Source organism: Spiribacter salinus M19-40 (assembly GCF_000319575.2).
Lineage (GTDB): Bacteria > Pseudomonadota > Gammaproteobacteria > Nitrococcales > Nitrococcaceae > Spiribacter > Spiribacter salinus.
Window position 1 is genome coordinate 968,058 of record NC_021291.1, and the last position, 19,585, is coordinate 987,642.

A 19,585-nucleotide genomic window follows, 5' to 3' on the forward strand; every position below is an offset into this window, starting at 1 on the left:
TCAAGAAACTTTCCTAAAGACCTCAAATCGCCGAGCTAACCGCTCCTGGTCCGGATAATCCCGTTTGCGGTGCGGCAGGTGTAGCAGTTGGCCATCACTCTGCTTAAGGGCCTCGAGAGTGGGACCATCGTTCTGCGCCATCAGAGCATCCGAAACATGCAAGCGATAATCCGGGTCGATACCAATCAAATGACCATCAAAGGCGGCATGGTGAACTTTGGAAAGCGGTAACCCGTTGACCACCTCTGGTTGTCCCAGACGCTCATGGCCATCTGCGATGATGTGTGCGGCATCGAGCAGGCGCCCCTCTGGCAGGTTGGAAATCGCGCAGCGGCAGTCATAGGCTGAGAGCACCGCTTCGCGGAATTGCGATTGGTGCAGGCGCTGCTTGACCTGGCGAAGGATGTAACGCCGCTCGATCGCATCACTGGGTTGCGACGAGGTGACATTTGGCTCCTCGCCGAAAGTTACCGAAACGGACAGAGATTTCGGGTCCCAGTCCGCAATAAATGCGGGCATCACCGCCTGAAATCGTCCGGGCGCGACACCGAGGAAATAGATGAACGGGATACCGGATTCCCACGCCTCGCGTAGCCAAATGTTGTTCCGGGCGTCGGGATTTTCACCCATAAAGGCATAATCGACGCACTCGTCACCGGCGTAAATCTGGTCATGAACCTGCCGCCGGTCGTCATACCAGACCTTCGCGCCCTTTCGGGGAATCACGGTGCGGATCGACAGCAGATAGCGCATCTGCCGGGGCTTGAAAAAGGCCCTGCTGCGGATTGACCAGCGGGATGCGCTGCCCCTGGAACTGAAAGCCGTTCGCGATGATGCGGGAGCTCAGGACACCGTGCTGTGCCGTGAGCGCGGCGACATGGGCGAAGCCGGCGGCGCGGAAGTCTTCGTCTGCGGGGGCCATAACTATCCCCTCCTTCGTCACAATGCTTCGTAATACTGCCTGATTATGTCCGCCATCAACCGCCGCCGCTCTCGGAGGAGGTCTTCATAGTTTTCTGCGGTCACTTCACGGATGAACGCAGGGATCGCGTTCTCCGTTAGGTTCTCGGCAAGGTCCTCAGGGTCATTGATCTCTCCAAGGCGCAGCTCACCGGTTTGGACCTGCTCATCGACCCATTGCATGTATTCACAGGGTGGGTAGTCCTTGATGCCGATGTTAATCGGTGTCTCTGTGAGGACGAAGTTCGCGACCTGATTGTAATCGCCGGCTTTGGGGAAGCCGTTCTTGATGAGGTGATTCTTCGGGACTATGTGATGGATATCGCCATGGCCCTCGATCATGTGCGCGACCCCGATAGACTTGGACAGAAAACCGCGCCCACCGCTGTGAACACGCGCGGCAAGATAGGTCTGAAAGGCGGGACTGCGGCGACTTGGGGTCATCAGCAGTTGCGGCAAGGCGCCGGTCCAAAAGCCCTCACCCAGCTCAGACTGCTCGAGCATCGATAGGTACTGAGGCGCACCGTGCTCCTCAATGCGGCGCAGATCCGTCTCCCAGATCGACTCAAAGCTGCCCACCGCCCGGCCCGTCAGCAAACTCATCACGAACCAACGCTTGACCAGACGGGACCGCTCACCCTCGGTCATTGCCTCGTTCTGACGGGTGCGCAGATAGAGCGCGTAGGCGAAGTTCAGCGCATTTTTGGAGCCGATCATGCTGGCATCGATGAACCCCGCTGATTTGATCATCATCACAAACCGCTCGACGTGGGTCTGCCGGACCATCTCGTTTAGTGTTTCGCTAAGGCGGGCATAAGCTCCTGGAATGCGGGACTCATCGACTTTGCGAGTCTCTGGATCAAGGCCAGAGAGTTCACTCACGATCGCACCGGCCTTGCCCCGAGAGAAACCAACCAGTCCCGCCACGCGAATGATGTCCGTGTACTCAGGCTGGAAAAGTTCATCCGATTGGTTCTTCAACCAACTGATTTTCTTAAGATGATCGGTGACGGCGAACTCTTGGTCGTTCGCGGAGATATCTTCGAAGGCGTGCCCCGCCACCGCAAGATGGCAGAAGTAGTCGATGAGCTTGCGCAGGTTTCGCCCTTCCTCGCCGTAGGTGGCAATCTTGCTCATCACGAAATCGGCACTGGAGAGCGGTACGCCCTTGGCGTTGATGCGCACAAAGATCTCCGCCACCGTCTCGACATCGAGGTCATCGGCCAGTGAGATCACCCCCACCTGGGCGTGTTCGATGGCGGCGAGCTTGCCGATGGCGATCTCCACCGTGTCCTCATCCACGCCAGGGTTCTTTTCGAAATAGTGCCGCAGAAAGGTGAGCTGTCGAGTCCCGGAGAAGAACTCTGCAATATCATGAATCCACTGACTACTCCGGTCGATGGCGGGTGTTCGGGTTGCGAACACCTCAGTGACCGGATTAAACGATATGGCGATGCGCTTTCGCTGATAGTTCCGGCCCACCACCGGTTGACCGGCGATCGCGGCTCGAAGCGCCGTCACCCGTTGCTGCCCATCAATGAGAATCTGCTGGTGGGCAGCGACCTCCCCGCCCTTGAGCTTGGCCCCCACCGATTGCCAGGTGATGAGGTAGCCCACCGGGTAGCCGTGATACAGTGAATCCACCAGATCCCGGACTTGGGGTGTCTTCCATACGAACGGGCGCTGGAGCTCCGGGATCGCGATCTTATCGCTCCGCACATCAGCGAGGACCTGACTCACTGCGGTCTGTTTGACTTCGTACTTGGCCATCAATGGCCCTCCCAAGCCGCTCAGCTCGCCCAAAAACTGGGACGCTGAAGGGATGTCATCCGTTACACGGGCACTCGGGTCACCTTAACTGTGATGGCCAAGCCTGCAACCCAATACAACTGATTTCTCCCAGAGTGTCGCACGGCAACGCACCCAGCCCCCTCTCAGACCCGGGTTTTCGTGGACTAATCCGCGACAGCCTTCAAAAGCGCATCCCGGGCATCAGAAAAGAACTGAATATCCACCTTAGTCGCCATGTCATCTGACAAATCGAGTAGCTGCTTTCGGCAGGTCACGGGCATCAAGACCACGCTAGCTCCCTTCTCAACACCTATCTCCACCAAATTGACAGCGTCGTGAATTGGCTCAATCGAGCCACCCAGATTGAGTTCCCCGACGACAACAAGGCCGCCCTTAACGCTGCGTTTTAGCAGAGCGGTTGAGAGCGCGATTACTGATGCAACGCCGACCTTGGCGCCCGCTTTAGCAGCGTCGAAGCCCCGTATCTGCGCTGTAAACTCGTGTTGACGCGGATCCTTATCACCAACGAACTGGTGGGAGCGTGCGTAGAGGTTTTGCTCAGCGAAGCCCATGCTTTCTATAAATGAGGGCGGCACAGGCTTGTTCAAGATCTTAACGCCCGACCCCGGCCCCTCGTTGACCTCTATGCGGAACAGACCAGGATGTTCGTCCTCGGCACCTGGGCTGATCGCCCATACCTGACCGGGCTCCAGAGGGTCATCGCCGATGCCGCCTCCACTCTGCAACTCGGGCGTGGACACGAACTTTTCGACGCCGTCCGCGCCGAGTGTGTAGCTGAAGTGGGTATTCCGGAACTCGGCTGCACCGATGCGCTTCTGCTGTTCCTTTACCCGACGCCGAGCTTCGAGGGCAATGCGCACAGCCCATTCCAAGTCTTCGTCGGAAATCTCCCCACCGGTCGGATACAGCAACTTAAGCAAGCCGCCGACAGTCTTATTGACGGCATTCGTATCACGCCCAGACAAAGCTCCGCCGTAATGCACGCGATCCTGAATCGTCGCGAGCCGGCTTTGGGCGCGCAGTTGACTCCAGCACTCGGAGAGAAAGTCACTCACCAATCCGAAGTGATCAGTGAGTATTTCACTACTCACCTTGGGCACATCCCACCCTGGCAGAAAGGCGTGGATGCGATCCATGAAGGCTGTGTCGTCTTTCATCTCTGGCGGCATCGGTCCGAAGAGGTGACCAATGCGCTGTTGATGCTCGACATCCACTTCGAAGTTACCAACCAGGACGATGCTGCCATCAGCGCGGATGCTCTCCTTCCCGCGACTGAATTCCCCAGACTCCATGTAGCCCTTCATGATGTTCACACCATCTTTCTGGTCAAAGGAGATGCCGGAGACCTCGTCAAAGCAGACAACGTCGTATTGACAGACCAATCCACGCTGGCCATTGGCATTATTGACGAACATCTTGGCGACCGTGGCCTTGCCGCCAGAAATCAGGTGTGCGTAGGGCGAGACTTGCTGGAACAGGTGGCTCTTACCAGTACCTCGGGGGCCGAGCTCCACAAGGTTATAGTTGCGCTCCACGAAGGGAGCCATACGTAACATGAGCGCATCCTTTTCACGCTCGCTCAGTGCCTCGGGCTCGATACCGGTAGAGCGCAGCAGGAAATCCTTCCACTGAGCGGTACTGAACTGCTTACGGGCCTCGCCGAATTTTTCAAGGACCTCGCGGCTGGAGAGCTGGATCTCGCGCAGGTTGACTACGGCGAAGGGCCGGCCGTTTTGTTCCACGGCAATGGCAGCGTCATAGCTCAAAGTGATCTCAGCATAGAAGCCGCCAGTGAACATACGCTCGTGTGCATTCGCTAAATCAGCGGAAATCCGAGCATCCTTGATCCGCAGGCTTGGTAGGGATGCAATGTAGGTATCCGTCTTGGTGTCGAGTCGGGCGGTGATCATGTCGATCAGTTTGATCTCGCCCTGCTCACGCGCTCGAGATTTAAATAACTCCTCATCACCCGCCTTAACTGTTCGGGACTGCAACTGCCGCTGAACAATCTCCAGGCCCTCATTGATCTCATCCGGGTCCGCACTTGCGCAGTAGCGCCCCAAAAGGAACTCCACGACATAGGTCGGCACCGGGAACTGGCGACTAAAGGTCCGCACGAGGTCCTTGCGCACCAGATAGCCATCCAGTGCACCGACAGCCACGTTATCGATCGCATCAAGTTCTATGCTCATGAGTCCCCGCCTATCCGTACCTCGCGCTGCTGAATCAAATGGCCCGTACCATCCAAAAGCACCAGAATCGCTGCCTTGCCCTGCAAGCCTTCGTCTTCGACTACCAGCGAGCAGGTACCGTTATCCTTGAGAACGCGCGGCGCCGTGACGATACTGCTCTCCGGATCACCAGCACGCTCACGCAGATCCGCTGTCGCCTCGACGCCCTCCTGCTCCAGCGCCACGTTGCAACGTAGCCCGCGCCACGTAACGTCAGCGATTTCCATGTGTGCAGTCGCACCGGCCGCAGTCCCCTTCACGACCAAATGGAGCGTGAGGCATTCCTGCAGACTCAAGCCGCCGTGGGCGTAATCCTCACCGTGTTTATAGCAACTGATGCCGTCCGCCAGGGCAAACTCCTGATGGGGATTCCAGTACCAAGGGAAAAGCCGCTCCTGCGTTCGGGCGCCCTCCTTCATGGCCGCGCAACGCCCCCACTTTGATTCCGCCAACGCGCGGGGCAATTCTATCTTCGGCAGCCCACCGGGCAGCAGCAACCAACCGTGATCGGTGACCACGCGCACTTCCTCCCAGCCCGCCGCGAGCAACTCTTCCACTCGAACCTGCACCTCACTCAGGAGGGTGTCGAGGTGCTGAGCCAACTTCCAGCCACGAGAATGACCTTCATGATCGATGTCGCCAAACTCGCACCATGCCTGTCCCTCGCCCCGGCCGAGCTCGTCACCACGCAGGCATTGCCAACCTGCATCCTTCAGCAATTTCTTGAGCTGATACCCACTCAGTGCTGTTCCTGTCGCCGCAACGCTCGGTTCGAAATCCGTACTGCCTGCTTCTCCCGCGATCTTGTCTGCGACCGGCGTGACCGCGGCCTTGCCGGTCGCTGTCACGCTAGGCAATGCAGCCCATGTCGGTACCTCTTCAATGGTCAGCCCGATTCCTTCCAGGCGCGCGGCGAGACGCTTACCTGTATCGAAACGCAGCCCATCTACGAACAACACGCATTGGTCGTGACGAATGTAGTGAGGCGGGCTCTCACTGCGAACGCCACCGGGGGGTGGCGACTGTTGAGCGGCGATTGTCTGCAGGTGGCGTGCCGAATCTTCGCACCATGGCAGATACATCGCCCGAATTGCGGCCGTGACAGCATCTAGGTCCTGTTGCGCGCGCAGGTAAGCCAGTGCTGCCAAAACAGCATCATCCGCTTTCCAGCCGAATGTGGTGTAGGCGGCCTTAATCTCCGCAATGCCGCCAGCCGCAAGCGAATTACTCGTCACCTCTGCTAGAGTACTCAGCGGTTTCAGTGCGCAAGCCAGCGGCGATTCCCCAAGTTCCGCCCAAACAAGCTCACGCCGAGCGGCATGTTCCTTGTTGAGCTTATGGATCCGCTCCCTCGCCTGATGGGCTGGCGTATCAGCCAGCGCAGTTAGCTGATGGCGCAATGTGCTCTCTCGGCTATCGTTCCACTGTGGCCAGCCGCCAACGTCCACGGCATCAGAAAACAGACCGAAATCCGGCGCCTTGCTGCGCCGAATCTGCGCTGGGATGTGCGGGTATCGGTGCGCAGACTCACTGTAGCGCTGCCACACGAGTGCCCACGGCCCATTGCGATCCGCCAGCTTAGCAGCCCCGGCAATCGGTCCGTCGTTCGGATCAAACGCGAATTGGGCTCGACAGACTTCACGAAAGGCCGCCCATTGCTGTTTGTCGCGCTCTCCGCTGAAAACCTCAGCGTCGTTCAACCACTGCAGCAAATCTCGCGTTGGATCGCCCCCTGCCAGCAGGGTATTAAAGTAGGTGGCGTCCAACCGCTTACCACGCAGTAACGCCACGTCCTCATCGACCAAACTATCTAGCGCTAGGAGCATCGCCCGCTTGGTATCATCGTCCCGCGGCACATCTAGACCTAGGCCACCCTGGTCGGACTTCAAAAATGCCGTCACGGTCCAATCCTTACCGTTGACCTGTGACCAAGTCACACCGCGATATTGCAGTTCTGCCAGTGGCTTCAGGAACTGCGGGCAGCTCTCCACCGCGCGAAGATCCTGGCGCCCTACGCCCGGCAAATAGAGCACGGGCGTCGCATCCGATGACAGGTAGACCTCGTCGAGCACTCGGGCGATCGCACAGCGCAGCCAAATCGCCGGGCCACTCCGTCTTTCAGGATCGTAACCCCCCAACACCAAAAGCTCAGGCATGTCGCCCTGCAATTGCGGAATGACGCTCTGCCACTGCTGATCGCGATCAGTCCACAAAATGCAATGCGGCGCGCTCTCGGTGTCGGTGTTATGCCGTGCCGCGCGTCGCACGGCAGCAATGAGCGCTTGCGCCACAGTCAGTGGCTGCTCAATCGGCGGCTGAATGCTCATTCGTGGACTCCGAAGACACAGGCCGACAGAGGATGGATTTGAACACCCCTCTCATCGACAGTGCCGTTGAGCTGTGCAGGAAATATGCCTTGATAATCCACTATGGCCCCAACTCAGCCGCCATGACCGCGTGCTTCAAGCTTTTCGACCAGGCTGAGGTGGTGATCGTTGATCCGCTCGCCACCGAAGACGTGATACCAGGGCGCGGACTCGACATCCTTGCCACGATCCTTGGCCCATTTGATGTTGGGCTTGTCGTGCAGCACCCCCGCCCCACTCTTCTTGATATCCGGCACGGTCATAAAGGGGCGGATGTTCAGGCGCACACCATCGTTGAGGTCTGGGTTCCAGCCGATGGGCTGCTCGGCAAGCGGTTTCCAGCGTACGAAGATGTCGTACGGGGTCTCTCCTCCCAGAATCAGCTCCAGGCGCTGTTTCAGAGTCTCGGCGGCCGCGAGCTTTTCACGGGCGCCATCGACGCCATTGTCGATGTCCCGCTTCTGGCGGCTAATCCAGTCGCCGAGGTAGGTATAGACCAGCGTCTCCAGGTTCTTGTGGTCCAGCTTGTGATAGTTCACCAATGCTGAAAACCCGTCGCGCAGGCCGTCCCAGACGTGCCAGATGAAGGGGCGGTGCTGGAACAGCTTGCAGTGCTGCGCGAAGAACTTGTCGCGCAGCCAGCTTTCGAGCGTTTTGCCGGCGTGGCCGGAGCTACTCAGCAGCTTGGCCTGCACCTCGTTGGACCATTGCTCACCATAGGCAACGGCTAGCAGACTCAACAGCCGATCGGCGGCAGCGGCCTCGCCACGGACTGGCGGGATACAGACGATTCCGTCGTCGTCGGCATGGGGCAGCAGGGCCTCGCAGTGATCTACCCACTCGCGCTGCTCGGCGGCCAGTTCCATTTCAGAATCCAGCTCCGCAGGCCAGCGGTACCCGAGCAGACGAGCAACCGCCACCTGCAGCACCGTCTCGTCCGTGCGCAGCGGGCCATGGGCCGTCCATCTGCTGTCCTCGTCCCAGATTACCGAGCCGCAGGGGTCGCCGTGGAAGATCCACTGGGTGGGGTCGTTGGTATAAGGCTGCGGGAGGCCGTGCGGATACAGCCTTGCCCCCTCGGACCTCCAATGCGAAATGTCAAATTCGAGCTTCTCAAAATAACCATTGTCGATGCTCAATGATTGGTTCGAGGCTCGCGCCACCTCTCGAAAGTGACTTGACATACCGAAAGCAACAATTGCTAATAAGTCGCCGTCATGCTTAGGGATGAGCACTGGCACAAGACTGTGAAAATAATCTCCGGAATACAGCGCTGGAGAAAGCGACGCCACACGGTCAATCGCCACACCGCGCTTTTCCCATGCGTCGCGCCCTCGGAGCGCGCCAAAGCGAAGCTCTCCACTGCAGACTCTTGAATCAAAGATAGCCTCGCGCCCCGCGAACACACCCTTCAGTTGGCTTGGGCCTTGCAATCGCTTCCAGCAGCTCCCTCGTCCGGGCTCCCAAAAAAACCGTTTCAAGCGCGGATCATCACCGGTAGTGAGGCCTTGAAAACAATCTGCGTAATCGCATACTAGGCCAACGCCCGACGATTCTTCAGTCTTGATTGCGGCATCCGGATTCCCCAACTGCCCCGCTTGGTCCACGCTCTTGACCTCGGAACTAAGCAAAGCCGCAGCCTTATCAACAGCCGTCTTGGGCTCGGAGACATCCAGACCGCGCAGCCGATGGGTGTCGCCATGGGTATCGAAAAGCGCTCCGTGTGCCCGGCTGGCTTGGCCACGGGTCAGGGTGATTAACTGCACATTGAAGTCCCACATAGGAGTTTGAAACCCCTTTGGGCCCAAGCGCGCAATCAGGTTCCAGGTTTCCTGCTTCAGAAGCTTCTCACGGAACTTCTTATAGCTGCTGAGGAACAGCCAGTTCTGCGGCAGCACGACGCTGCTGCTGCCACCCTCAGCGCATAGCTCCAGGCAGCGATCGAGAAATACGGTGGCCAAGTCATTCTTGGCGGCCGGATAGTGCTTCTCGCAAAAATCGCGCAGGCGCTCGCTCTGCTTGCCACGCGTCAAGTACGGCACGTTAGTGACCACCCAGTGGTACTGCCCAGCCAGCAGCGTAGCGGCCTTGGCCAGGCCTTGGGCCACCACGGCGACCTCGTGCTGCTGGTCCGTGCTTTCCTGCTGCAGGGCCTCGTCCAGCACGGTGGACAGCTCGTCCCATTGCACGACCTTGGCGGCCTCGGTCTTAGCCGGATTCAGCAGACTGCCCAGCACCGGAGCGTCCCGGAAAGCGTCGTGCATCCAATCAAGGGCAATGGTGAGATTCTTGCGGCCTAGTCCGAGCTGTTTCCATTCCTCCTTAGCCACGCTCACGGACAGGCCGGAACAGGCCACCTGAATTTCCGGCAGCTTGCGGTAACCGCCCGCGCCCGGATAGCGCCATGCCGTCAGTGCAAGGGCAAAAGCGGCCAGCTCCACACAACGCTGATCGATCTCCAGGCCATGCAGGTTGTCGCGCAGCACGGCGTTCACTGCCTGGCGGGCGTCCAGACCTTCCATCTCCATACGCATGGGCACCAGCATCAGCAGCAGGGACACCAGGAAATGGCCGGAGCCGCAGCAGGGGTCCAGCGTCCTCAGGTCGCCGAGATCCTCTGGCCAGCCGGGGAAGCTACCGGCGGCAGGGTACCAGCACGTATCACCCTGCTCGTCGGTTTCCTTCACAAAGCGCAGATACTCCAACGGCACGCCGGGGATTGCGGCCTTACGGCGCAGGGTTTCCTCATCCGGTGCGGTGCGCAGATCCTCGTCACTGAGCCGTCGCGCCGCCCACCAAGCCCCCAGGGCGTTATCCAGCAAGAAGCTGACCATGTAGGGCTCGGTGAAGAGCTGTGTCACGGCGGGCAGCTCGCGCGCACCAATCTTCACCTCGGACTTGTTGATCCGTTCCTTATTGTTGGTCTGCCAGAACTGGTAGACCCAGCCGAGCGCATCGGAGGCGGTGAAAACCTCTTTGGGCAAGTCTGCCAGCAGGCGTTCCAGCGGGCGCTGGAAGTTTGTGGGCAGCTTCAGCTCGAAGACCGGCGAGTCCACGCGGAAGATTTGGGGCAACATCTTTGCCGCGTAGCGTGCGGCCAGCTCCCAGCCGTTAGTGCCCCCCTCATCGGCGGCGAGGTCTTCGCAGTCCTGAAGCGTCACTGGCACCGGCCCGTCCGGATCCGGGTACATGAGCAATGCGTTCTCGGCTAAGAATCGCGCAAACAGCATGCGGTGCCAGTGCTCGTAGGCGACCTCTTCTACAAGGCGGTCTATGCCTTGGGCTTTGCCACCATTGAGAGGATCACCAAGCTGACGTCCGTGCAGGCGCAGCCGCCGACGCAGCTCGCGCTGGGCTGCACTTTGCTCCGGGAAAGGACTCGCTTCTTCCACACCTAGCTCTTCGAGCGCGGCCCGGGCGGCCCTCTCTGCCAGCTCACGGGCCTCGACGACGATGTTTTCGAGCTGGTTGCGCAGGCGTTTGTCGAGAGGTTGCATCATTACGGATTCTTTTTGTGTTGATCAGCCATTCAGAAACATCTCCGCGGTAGCAATGCGTGACGTGCTGCGATTATCCGTGGTGACCTATCGCGGCATCACCGGACCTTTGCTCAGTCCCGCCTTGAGCTGCTTCTTGGCCTGCTCCGCCCATTCATCGACATCGGCTTCGGACTGCAGCGTAGGACGGGACAAGTCAATGAACTGGACCTTCGGCTCGCAAAGCTGCGCAGCCTCTTCCAAGACCTGATTGAAGCGACTTGGCATTGCGGCCACACGATCGGCCAGAGTCGTCAAACCCGTCCGATTCAAGGTGGCCAACACATCATTCGTGGTCTGTACCTTGATGTCCGGCGCATCACCGGTGGTTAGTCGCTGGGCAGCGCGCAAGGTGTTGCGCTGCTCCGGCTCCAAGGCCTGCCAGTTGGCATCCAGCTCAAGGCGCTCCATGCCGGTTTCATGCTCGGCGTTGTATCTGGCATCGAGCCTATTTAGTTCCTCACGCAGCGCTTGGGCCAGGTTATTGGCCAACTCGGTACAGGGCTCCGGTTCAGCCAGGAGCTTGCGGTGCTCCTCGATGCTCTCAACCTGCTTGCGCAGCGCCTCGGTGTCCTTTAGCGACTCGGCGTGCTGAGCAAGCTGCTTCACGATTCGCCATCGCGGCAAGCGCTCTTTGAGTTTGTCGCGAACAACCTTCCACTGTTCAATGTTGTCGCTTATTGTTTTGCCCTGATTGTAAAGCGTGAGTAACTGGTCGTTGCCGGCACATTGGCGCAGCTCATCGATGAAAGTGATATCCGGCGGCTCCGGCTGTGGGGCTTCGCCGCCAGCAGCCTCAGCCAGTTCGCGTAGGACATTGAGGAATTGAGGAGCGGATCGCAGTTCTTCATGCGACCTCGCCTGAATACCGAGCTTCTGCATGAGCTTGCGGATCTGGATGCGCTGGGCGGTGGTGATGGTCGCTGACTCGACACGAAAGTGTGTTTTGCCAATAGCGCTGCGATTTAAGTTTCCCGGCTCGACGGGGTTGCCGCGCTCATCCTGGGCCCGGACCTGGCCAGAAACCATCAGGATATGCAGCGACCCATCCACCGCGTCGCCGGACCAACCGTAGGGTGGCCCTTCGAAGCGATCACGAATCTCAGCACCGCTCTTGCCGCCAGCGATGAAGCCCAGAATGGCCTTGCAGACGGGATTGTTGCCTGGCTCGCCTTCGTCCCCAACAGCCTTCAGCGCATCCGGCGCGCCCTGCTTGGCCTTCTCCAGCACCTTGCCCCAGCCCGTGTGATCGGCGGCATCGAACTGTGGATAGAGCCGGATCTGCGCAGCCTCCGCCGCCTCCTGCAACATATCGAGCAGATTGTTGCCACTGACCTCATTACCGCCACCCTGGAACACTCGAGCGTCGGCAAAGCACTCCTGGAGCAGGCCCTCTATGCGGCCTTCGGCGCGCCGCATTGTGGTTTCCATGGCTTCACGCGCCTCGCTACCGTCTGGGGTGCTGGGGGAACCACGCTCGTCTAAGGTGTATTTGGCGGCCTTGTACTCCATGAGTTGCTCACGGAGCTCGTCGCCGTGGCGCTTCGGTAGAAAGACAAAGACCGTGGGCGATTCACTGCCAGCCTGACGAGCATCGACACGCACGGAGTTTTCGTCTGATGACCAGCCTTCCCGCAGCCAGAGGTAAATGCGGCTACCCGCGTCTTTGGGCAGCTCCGCGTCAAAACATGTCGCCGTATCACGGCTGACACGAGACTTGCCCTGTTGCAGCGTCAGGCGCCGGGCTATCTCGCCGAACAACTTGCGGATTCGGCTATCGCGCTCATCCTCGACCACATGCTGCTGGTTCGCGATGTTGGCTTGATGGTTGCGAAAAGCGTCGTTCCACGCGGTGCTTTCCTCCGTCTGGATGCGATACTCGTCGCCTACCTTCATGAGGAGCTGGCAATCCTCTAGCAGGCCCGGCAGCTTGCTGCGCAGGCTGGCAGAGCCGGTGGGGAGATCCTCGACCAGCAAATCTGCGAGGGTATCAACGGTTGGCTCAATCCCTATATTCGGCTGGCCGCTAACAGCTTTGTTAATCAAGAAGATCAGTGCGCAGGCACGTGCGAGCAGTTGTTGGTCCTCGCTGCCACGCGACCAGGTCTGGATGGCCTCGTAGAGTTTTTTCGGCAGCACCCTGGCCTGCAACAGCTTTTCGGCGCCGTCGAAATAAATGTAATCGGCGCGCACGACGTGGCCCAACCCTTCGTCGAGATTACTCTGGATCGCCTTGTGAACCATTGAGAGCTGGTTACGGAGCTGGCTGTCGGTGCCGGTTTGATCCAGGACACGCAGCGCTGTCTCCCAGAAGCGCCTCCGAACTGGCAGTATCGGATAGTCCTGCACGAAATAGGCGCGATCGTCCTGCCGGTGCGCGAGGCTACTACCACTAAGGTGACGAGAAATCTCACCCAGGTTGGTTGTCATGACTTGGTCGATAGCGTCGGTTGCTTCCGGTTTCTTCGCGAGGATGACCTTCCGAATAACGGTATCCACATCAGCATCGGAGAGTTGCACTCGCACGGTAAACCGTCCCTGCAGCCGCGCAAGATTCGCCGTGCCGGTAATCGCCGTCTGCCCTGTGCCCACAAAGAGCAACTTCGCGCCGAGGTACTTGCAGCAGGCTTCGATCACTTCCTGCACGTCTTGGGAGCGCTGCGCGTCAGGGCCAATGTATTGCTGAACTTCATCGAGAACGACAAGCGTGAGCGGGAGCTTTTCATCCCGCATCAGCGCTTGCTTGATGGCATCCAGCATCTCGTCGTTGGAGACGTCCTTCACGTTGGGAAACATGTTGTTTAGCGTTTCCACGCAGGCACTCTGCGAGGCAAATCGCTTGGGCATTAGCTCCGTGAGCGCCTCAGCAAGACCGTCTGCAACATAGAAGTTGTCCAGCTCCTCCCGCCAGTCGTACCCCTTTCTTTCTACCCCCTCTCGAACCGATTCGAGAACGCCCTCTTCACGCAGCCACATGACAAACCGCGCCAGCGGGTACTGCTGCGGTAGCCCGGCCGACTTGAAAATGATGCGAAGAAGCGCCAAGCGCACGCTACCGCTGGCGCCCGCCCCTAGAGTTCCGGACGCAGCATGTAGGCCGCCGTGCCGCTTCCCCTGGCTGTTCAGCTCAGCGAGATGCTCCTGCACTGATGATGGCAGGTGCGCAATGCCACGAGGCGTAGCACCGTCAGAGAAGGGCTTATCAAGCCACAGTGCACGGAGCATCTTGGCGAGGTGGGATTTACCGGAGCCATAGAACCCGCTGATCCAGACTGCCGGCTGCTCCTCTTTCCCCAGATTCTTCAGGTAGGTATCCAAGATGTGGGCGACACCGCGCTCATACTCACCGTCGCAGACGAAGGTCTCCAACTCATAGCGCAGGACATCCAAAGCTGGGGTCGAGGTGTCGTCGTTGACATTGGCAACCCCGTTGTTCGCCAGATTCCGAGTTGCCGGATCCTTCTGGTAGACGTCGCGATTCCTCATTGCCGTGCTTGAACTCATCTAAATCTCTTTATCTGCGGTGATTGGGACAGCGAGGTAGTTCCAGCCATCGTACCCATCAAGGAGGCGATAGTTGTTGTTCTCGAAGCTCCCGGGGAAAAACACAAGAAGGCGCCCGGATACCTGCGGCGCAAACTCGTCCACGACGTTGCGCACCTTGAGTAGACCGAATAGCGAACCGACACCCGAAACTGCCACGACGCTGTCAGCATCCGGGCATTCGACCTCGATGAACTCACCGAATCTCTTGGTCAGATGGTCCTGGTATTTGGGTAACAGATTGTCGATTAATTCGGGCGCTTGAAAGTACTTCCTCGCGTAACGCTCACCGGCCAGCCACTCCGCAAACGTATCGCTCAGATCGAAACGGAACCATGAATGGCCGGCCCGTGTCGTTTCCAGCTCGAACTCGTCGATGCGCGCACGCAGGGCGCGCTCGTGTTGTTCGTTATAGACACAGAAAATAACCCGCTGCGCTGGCGCGGCGTCTGTGCGCCAGGGAATCGCGATATGCTTGGAGTAGTTGCGCAGGAGCTGCTTAATTTTGCTCACGAATACGCTCCAAATCCGCGCGACTGATGATATCCGGGAAGGCGACCTCCATCACATCACCAACCCGATTGAAACGCATCAGACCGCGACGGCTAGCGGCCTCGGCCATAGCCATGGCTTCTTCACGGCTACAGTCCAGGGATTTCGTATAGACAGTCTCGAACAGGGCCGGCCCTCGTGCACCAGAGGCGTAGCTGATTAGGAGAGCGAAGGCTGCGTTCGTTGGAGTCGGCTTTGCACGGATACGATGTTTTGTGCTGCGGCCTTTCAAATGCCCTGATTGTGTGAAGGTGCTATTGATGTTCTGTGCGAGCGATTTCCGGGTAGCGTCGCTCAATCGCTCTGGAGCAACCCGCTCGATCTGATCTTCAACCGTGCTCCGGCTCACCGATGTGCCTACTTTCAAATTGAGGATGTAATCAGCGAGTCTGGCGAGCCAACCATCACGCGCCAACGCGGCACACAGCGCCAATATCGGGCCAGATTCAGGGTCTCGTTGCCAGAAGTGCATCAGGGATACGAACACAAGTTGCGTGTCCTCAAGGCCATACAGATCAACAAGATAACGAAAGGTTAGACTGCGCGACTTCGCCGATCGCTTCGCTAGGCAGTTAGCATCAACGATTGCGAGGCGGTATGCATCCCGCGGCTGAGGCGTAGTACCGCAGTACCGAACAAGGGCATCAAGCTCCCGAAACATCAGAGTCCGCGCTGCATGCGCTCCCCCCAGGCGATCTCTAATCCCCATGCTGTCAATTGCCGGATTTCCGACCCGCGTGCGTGGATCCATTGGCTGTGCGACGGTCATACGTATTCTCTTACTGTTCGTAGTGTCGACACATAATTTGCCGGTCTCCGCATGCAGATGACATTGAGGGCGGGCGGCGCCATGGTACCTACTTTAATACGACGCCGACCTTTCGCAGTGGGATGATAAATGTCAGCGTCGGCAGGCTTAGCCAACCTAGACGACTCCGAGCGAAAGCTTGCCAGGCAATTGAGCCAGGTCACTCCACCGCCTCCAACGCCTGCATCCAACGCTGGTAGAGCGCCTCACCGAGTATCTGCCGCACCAACACGCCGCGGATGTACTCCGAGACCGCCTGATCAGCGGCTTCTGCCAGTTGAACCAGTTCATTTCGCAACCGGGTGGGAAGCTCAAGTTTGAAATCATGCTCTGCCTTGCCGATCAGCCCGGCCGTCGCGGCACGGGCGGTATCGTAGGTGTCCGGTTCGCGCAGCATGAAGCGAACATCGGGCAATCGCGCCGTAAGCTTGCTCTGGCGTCGGCGCTCACGGATCTCCAGATGAACGAGTTCGGCTCGGCCGTAGACATGCTCGAAGAGAATGGCACGGAGAACATCAGGGCGGCCGGCATGATGACGCTGGCCGATGATGTCGACCCCGGCGAGGATCTTACCCGGCAGCCAGAGCTTGATCGTCGCCTTGTTGTCCTTGAAGTCCCGCGGTTTGATGTCACTGGGGAAATGCTCATCGGCATCCCCATCGAAGCGACTCCCTCGCTTGGCAAATGGCCACATACCAATCCTCCATGCTGGTGCTGCCAACCTATCGGCGCCACTAGGCCATGTCCACACCCGTAGTGGAAAGGCCAAGGCATACCGCAAAGGATTTTTCCGCCCAGCAAACCTATGCGCTGAGAGCATACTCCGTCGGCGTTGGCGTCGGAGCGTTCAGGCTGGGCAATACTTGAGGCCATACGGAACAGTCTCAATACAAATCGGCCGGTATGCCTTTCGCCAGCAACCGATTCCTCAACCGCTGCTAGATAAGGGGCAGGTTATCTAGATCTACCTGGATGGCCTCGTTAGCAAGGATGACCCTATATATTGTACTGAGATGCTCTACATACCTTTCTGTTGCCCCCAGCATCACGGACGAAGGGATTCCGGGCCGACGCCAAATCATCTCCTCGAAGATGGCCCTTCTATTCTCTCTGGCAAAGCTCCAGCCACCTAGTCCGCATGCGCTAGCGCCGAGCGCGTGCCTCGGGACTTACCATCCCAGAACGCAATAACGAGATCCGCCTACTCGACGATCTGTTTATTCCGGATCGGGCCGGCCCCACGACCGTAGCGTTGGCAGTCCGCCGGGATGACATCGATGGTCAGCCCACCCTCCTCGGCCAGGCGCTCAGCGAACGCATCGACGCCCTGGGCGCCGCTGGAGACGATCACCGCGACGGGCGGCTCGAACGGCTCGACGACGTCGGGTATTGACCTTCAATGTCACACATCATCCCGCCTTTTCCGACAGGTCTTGTCGTATCTCCGCCTTACACTGCACTTGCAATGGGCGGTCACCGTCCATCCTTCCCCAGCCACAACGGAGGCTCACCCATGCCTGGTATGCCATCCGCGGGGCGCCACGAGTTCAACGTCGATGGGTTCGAGTACGTCCTCGTCCTGTCAGAGGCCGGCAACCTGGCATTGGCGCTCACCGGCGGCCATCTCCCCAACCGCGGTTCACTGACAGCGCTATACCGCGAACACGACCCTTTTGAGAAATGGGAGGACTATGAGCCCGGCGTCGAGCTCCTCGATGACATCGATATCGGCATTAACGCCTTCCGGCTGATGCGCGAGGTGCGCGGGCGCATCAACGGCTGGATCAATCGGACGCGGCCAAGCTACTTCATCATCTCTCCAGACACCCAGCGCAAAGCGGCTATTTACGCCCGAGTCAGCGCCCTGCTCGCCCGACGCATCCGCGGTTATCACTGTCAGCAGATTGGCCAGTAGTGGTGAAGGGACGCTCACCGGCCAAGACGCCACCACGGTGGACACCAATGCCTGAGGCGACCGCGCTTGAGCGCCTGCTGCAGGAACGTATGGCCGCTCTGGGTCTGTCACGCGGCGGTGTCGGCCAGCGCCTGAGCCCGGCCAACCCAAGCAAGGCGCTCCGACGTCTCGACGACTTTACTTCCCACGGCGTGCGCCCGAGTGACGATCTGCCTGATCGCCTCGCCGCTGTGCTGGAGGTGTCCGAGGCTGAGCTGGTGACCGCGGCACGGGCAACCCGGGAGGCCATAGAAGCCAGAGCCGACGCAGACTATCGCGCGCGGTTCCAACCCCACGCAGTCTGGACCACCGTTCGCAGTCAGCCGAGTTCGACGGCCATGGCCGGGTTCATCAACGCCCCGGCGCGGCTCGTGCTGTTATTTCCCCCGGATTTGTCCACTCAAGACTTTATCGCCTATTGCCAGGCGCAGGCCCCAAAGGGTGTCCCGCTCTATGGCCCGGTCACCGGGTTCATCATCAACTACACGCCTGACGAGGCCGTGCGCTATGACCTGAATGGGCAAACGCTGGAGACGCGGGATGCCGCGGTGAGGGTTAGCGGCGCTTTTGCACGGCTTTGATCGAGACGATTTGATCTTGCCCAATAACAGTGGATTGATAGACGAATCGGTGCTCGTCGATGGTGCGGGTCATGATCAGGCGGCTATCCCAGTCCACTTTCTTAAGCCAGGCAGCATTTGTCGATCTATCACTTTGACGCGCCAACGTTTGGATGCCTGCCCCCCGATATGCCCCGTGAATTGGCCCGGCGAATCACGCTAGGGTAGGTGAGACCGCGGTGATAAGCAGGGGCAGTATGAGCGAGCGGAAGATTACCGAGACGGAAATCCTCAACCAGGTTTATAACGCCACGGATCACGAGGCCCTGATGCGAGCTTATCGTGACTGGGCCGACCGCTATGACAGCGACTTGCTGAAACGGTTTGGCTATGTCGCCCACATCGCCACCGCCAAAGCCCTCCACGAGGCCCTGCAGGGCGCTACCCAGGCGCGTGTTCTGGATGCCGGATGCGGGACCGGGCTGGTGGGGGACGAGCTCACCAAGCTCGGCTATCGCCACATCGACGCCCTCGACTATTCCCCGGATATGCTGGCTCAGGCAGAACGCAAGCAAATCTATGGGACGATGACTCAAGCCGACATGAAGCGGCGTCTGCCCACTGATGACGATGCCTATGACGCAGTGGTGCACGGGCACCTTCACCTACGGCCATGCCACCGGCGATGCCTTCAATGAGCTGGTGCGTATTACCCGCTCCGGCGGAATGATCGTGTTCACCATTCGTGAGGGGGCGTACGAGGAGTATGGCTACCGTCGTCGCATGCTCGAGCTGGAGACGGCCGATGCCTGGGAGCTGGTGAGCTTCTATGACACGCCTTATCAGCTTGAGGAAGGCAACACGTGCAAGATGTGCACCTACCGCGTGTTATCCCAGTGAGGCCCGGAGAGAGCGGTGGCCGGATGCAACGAGGAACAGGATCAGCCCAGCCGTTTTCACGACGGGGGCGATGGAACCCCTACTAGTGCGGTGCGCATCATTTCGCCCACCGGCCACTCAATCTTCCTCAGACCGCCCCATGAACTCCGGGCCGGCCGCCGAGCGCATCATGGCCTCAGCCAGCTCGCGTCTCTCCCTGGCCTCTTCGCTGCCGGCTGCCTCTTCGGCGGCGAAGCGTGCTTCCATCGCGTCGAGATTCGCCTGAACGAGGGCATGAAATGGGGTCTCGCGCAGATAAGCATTGATCTCATCCAGCGAGTATCCGAGCCGGATTAGCCGGTCCGAGGCAAGGATGTAGTGTAG

16 protein-coding genes are annotated in these 19,585 nt (G+C 59.2%); 4 read left to right on the forward strand and 12 right to left on the reverse strand.

Going from position 1 to position 19,585, the window contains the following annotated elements; translation table 11 throughout:
* From SPISAL_RS04850 to SPISAL_RS08895, 11 genes are all read right to left on the reverse strand, one after another.
* On the reverse strand, positions 1-726 hold the full coding sequence (locus tag SPISAL_RS04850) for an HNH endonuclease (protein ID WP_222821390.1): 726 nt from the start codon (positions 724-726) through the stop codon (positions 1-3).
* Positions 692-922, reverse strand: a complete 231-nt coding sequence (locus SPISAL_RS08970) for a hypothetical protein (RefSeq protein ID WP_222821391.1) — start codon at positions 920-922, stop codon at positions 692-694. The genes SPISAL_RS04850 and SPISAL_RS08970 overlap by 35 nt, the downstream gene beginning before the upstream one ends.
* Positions 923-939: 17 nt before the next feature.
* Entirely contained in the window at positions 940-2,730 is a 1,791-nt protein-coding gene (locus tag SPISAL_RS04855; protein WP_016353356.1) for a GmrSD restriction endonuclease domain-containing protein, read from the reverse strand.
* 185 nt (positions 2,731-2,915) lie between these two features.
* The gene (gene brxL / locus SPISAL_RS04860; RefSeq protein ID WP_016353357.1) at positions 2,916-4,964 is read right to left on the reverse strand and encodes a BREX system Lon protease-like protein BrxL; all 2,049 of its coding nucleotides are present in this window, start codon (positions 4,962-4,964) and stop codon (positions 2,916-2,918) included.
* On the reverse strand, positions 4,961-7,330 hold the full coding sequence (gene pglZ / locus SPISAL_RS04865; protein ID WP_016353358.1) for a BREX-1 system phosphatase PglZ type B: 2,370 nt from the start codon (positions 7,328-7,330) through the stop codon (positions 4,961-4,963). Before pglZ ends, brxL begins: the two co-directional genes overlap by 4 nt.
* Before the next feature lie 113 nt (positions 7,331-7,443).
* Complete coding sequence (locus SPISAL_RS04870; protein ID WP_041389643.1) at positions 7,444-10,866, reverse strand: Eco57I restriction-modification methylase domain-containing protein; 3,423 nt, start codon at positions 10,864-10,866, stop codon at positions 7,444-7,446.
* An 87-nt stretch (positions 10,867-10,953) separates the two neighbouring features.
* The gene (gene brxC, locus SPISAL_RS04875; protein ID WP_245539889.1) at positions 10,954-14,409 is read right to left on the reverse strand and encodes a BREX system P-loop protein BrxC; all 3,456 of its coding nucleotides are present in this window, start codon (positions 14,407-14,409) and stop codon (positions 10,954-10,956) included.
* Positions 14,410-14,961: a BREX protein BrxB domain-containing protein gene (locus SPISAL_RS04880; protein ID WP_016353361.1), complete on the reverse strand. Its 552-nt coding sequence runs from the start codon at positions 14,959-14,961 to the stop codon at positions 14,410-14,412.
* Positions 14,948-15,769, reverse strand: a complete 822-nt coding sequence (locus SPISAL_RS04885) for a hypothetical protein (RefSeq protein WP_016353362.1) — start codon at positions 15,767-15,769, stop codon at positions 14,948-14,950. Before SPISAL_RS04885 ends, SPISAL_RS04880 begins: the two co-directional genes overlap by 14 nt.
* Before the next feature lie 199 nt (positions 15,770-15,968).
* Positions 15,969-16,502, reverse strand: coding sequence for a hypothetical protein (locus SPISAL_RS04890; protein WP_016353363.1), 534 nt, complete (start codon positions 16,500-16,502; stop codon positions 15,969-15,971).
* A gap of 507 nt (positions 16,503-17,009) precedes the next feature.
* Positions 17,010-17,159, reverse strand: coding sequence for a hypothetical protein (locus tag SPISAL_RS08895; protein ID WP_016353364.1), 150 nt, complete (start codon positions 17,157-17,159; stop codon positions 17,010-17,012).
* Positions 17,160-17,321: 162 nt separating this feature from the next.
* Here SPISAL_RS08895 and SPISAL_RS04900 point away from each other — a divergent pair, with 162 nt between their 5' ends.
* The 4 genes from SPISAL_RS04900 (at position 17,322) to SPISAL_RS08975 (ending at position 19,222) form a co-directional block, all read left to right on the forward strand.
* Entirely contained in the window at positions 17,322-17,723 is a 402-nt protein-coding gene (locus tag SPISAL_RS04900) for a hypothetical protein (protein ID WP_016353365.1), read from the forward strand.
* A 47-nt stretch (positions 17,724-17,770) separates the two neighbouring features.
* Positions 17,771-18,343 carry a hypothetical protein gene (locus SPISAL_RS04905; RefSeq protein WP_016353366.1) on the forward strand — a complete coding sequence of 191 codons (573 nt, stop codon included), beginning with the start codon at positions 17,771-17,773 and terminating at the stop codon, positions 18,341-18,343.
* A gap of 236 nt (positions 18,344-18,579) precedes the next feature.
* Positions 18,580-19,020 carry a class I SAM-dependent DNA methyltransferase gene (locus tag SPISAL_RS04910; protein WP_016353367.1) on the forward strand — a complete coding sequence of 147 codons (441 nt, stop codon included), beginning with the start codon at positions 18,580-18,582 and terminating at the stop codon, positions 19,018-19,020.
* 34 nt (positions 19,021-19,054) lie between these two features.
* A complete protein-coding gene (locus SPISAL_RS08975) occupies positions 19,055-19,222 on the forward strand; it encodes a hypothetical protein (protein WP_222821392.1) in 168 nt (55 codons plus the stop codon).
* A gap of 117 nt (positions 19,223-19,339) precedes the next feature.
* On the opposite strand, the gene SPISAL_RS09025 is transcribed toward SPISAL_RS08975, so the two are convergent.
* On the reverse strand, positions 19,340-19,468 hold the full coding sequence (locus tag SPISAL_RS09025; RefSeq protein ID WP_281166692.1) for a hypothetical protein: 129 nt from the start codon (positions 19,466-19,468) through the stop codon (positions 19,340-19,342).
* Positions 19,469-19,585 lie beyond the last annotated feature (117 nt).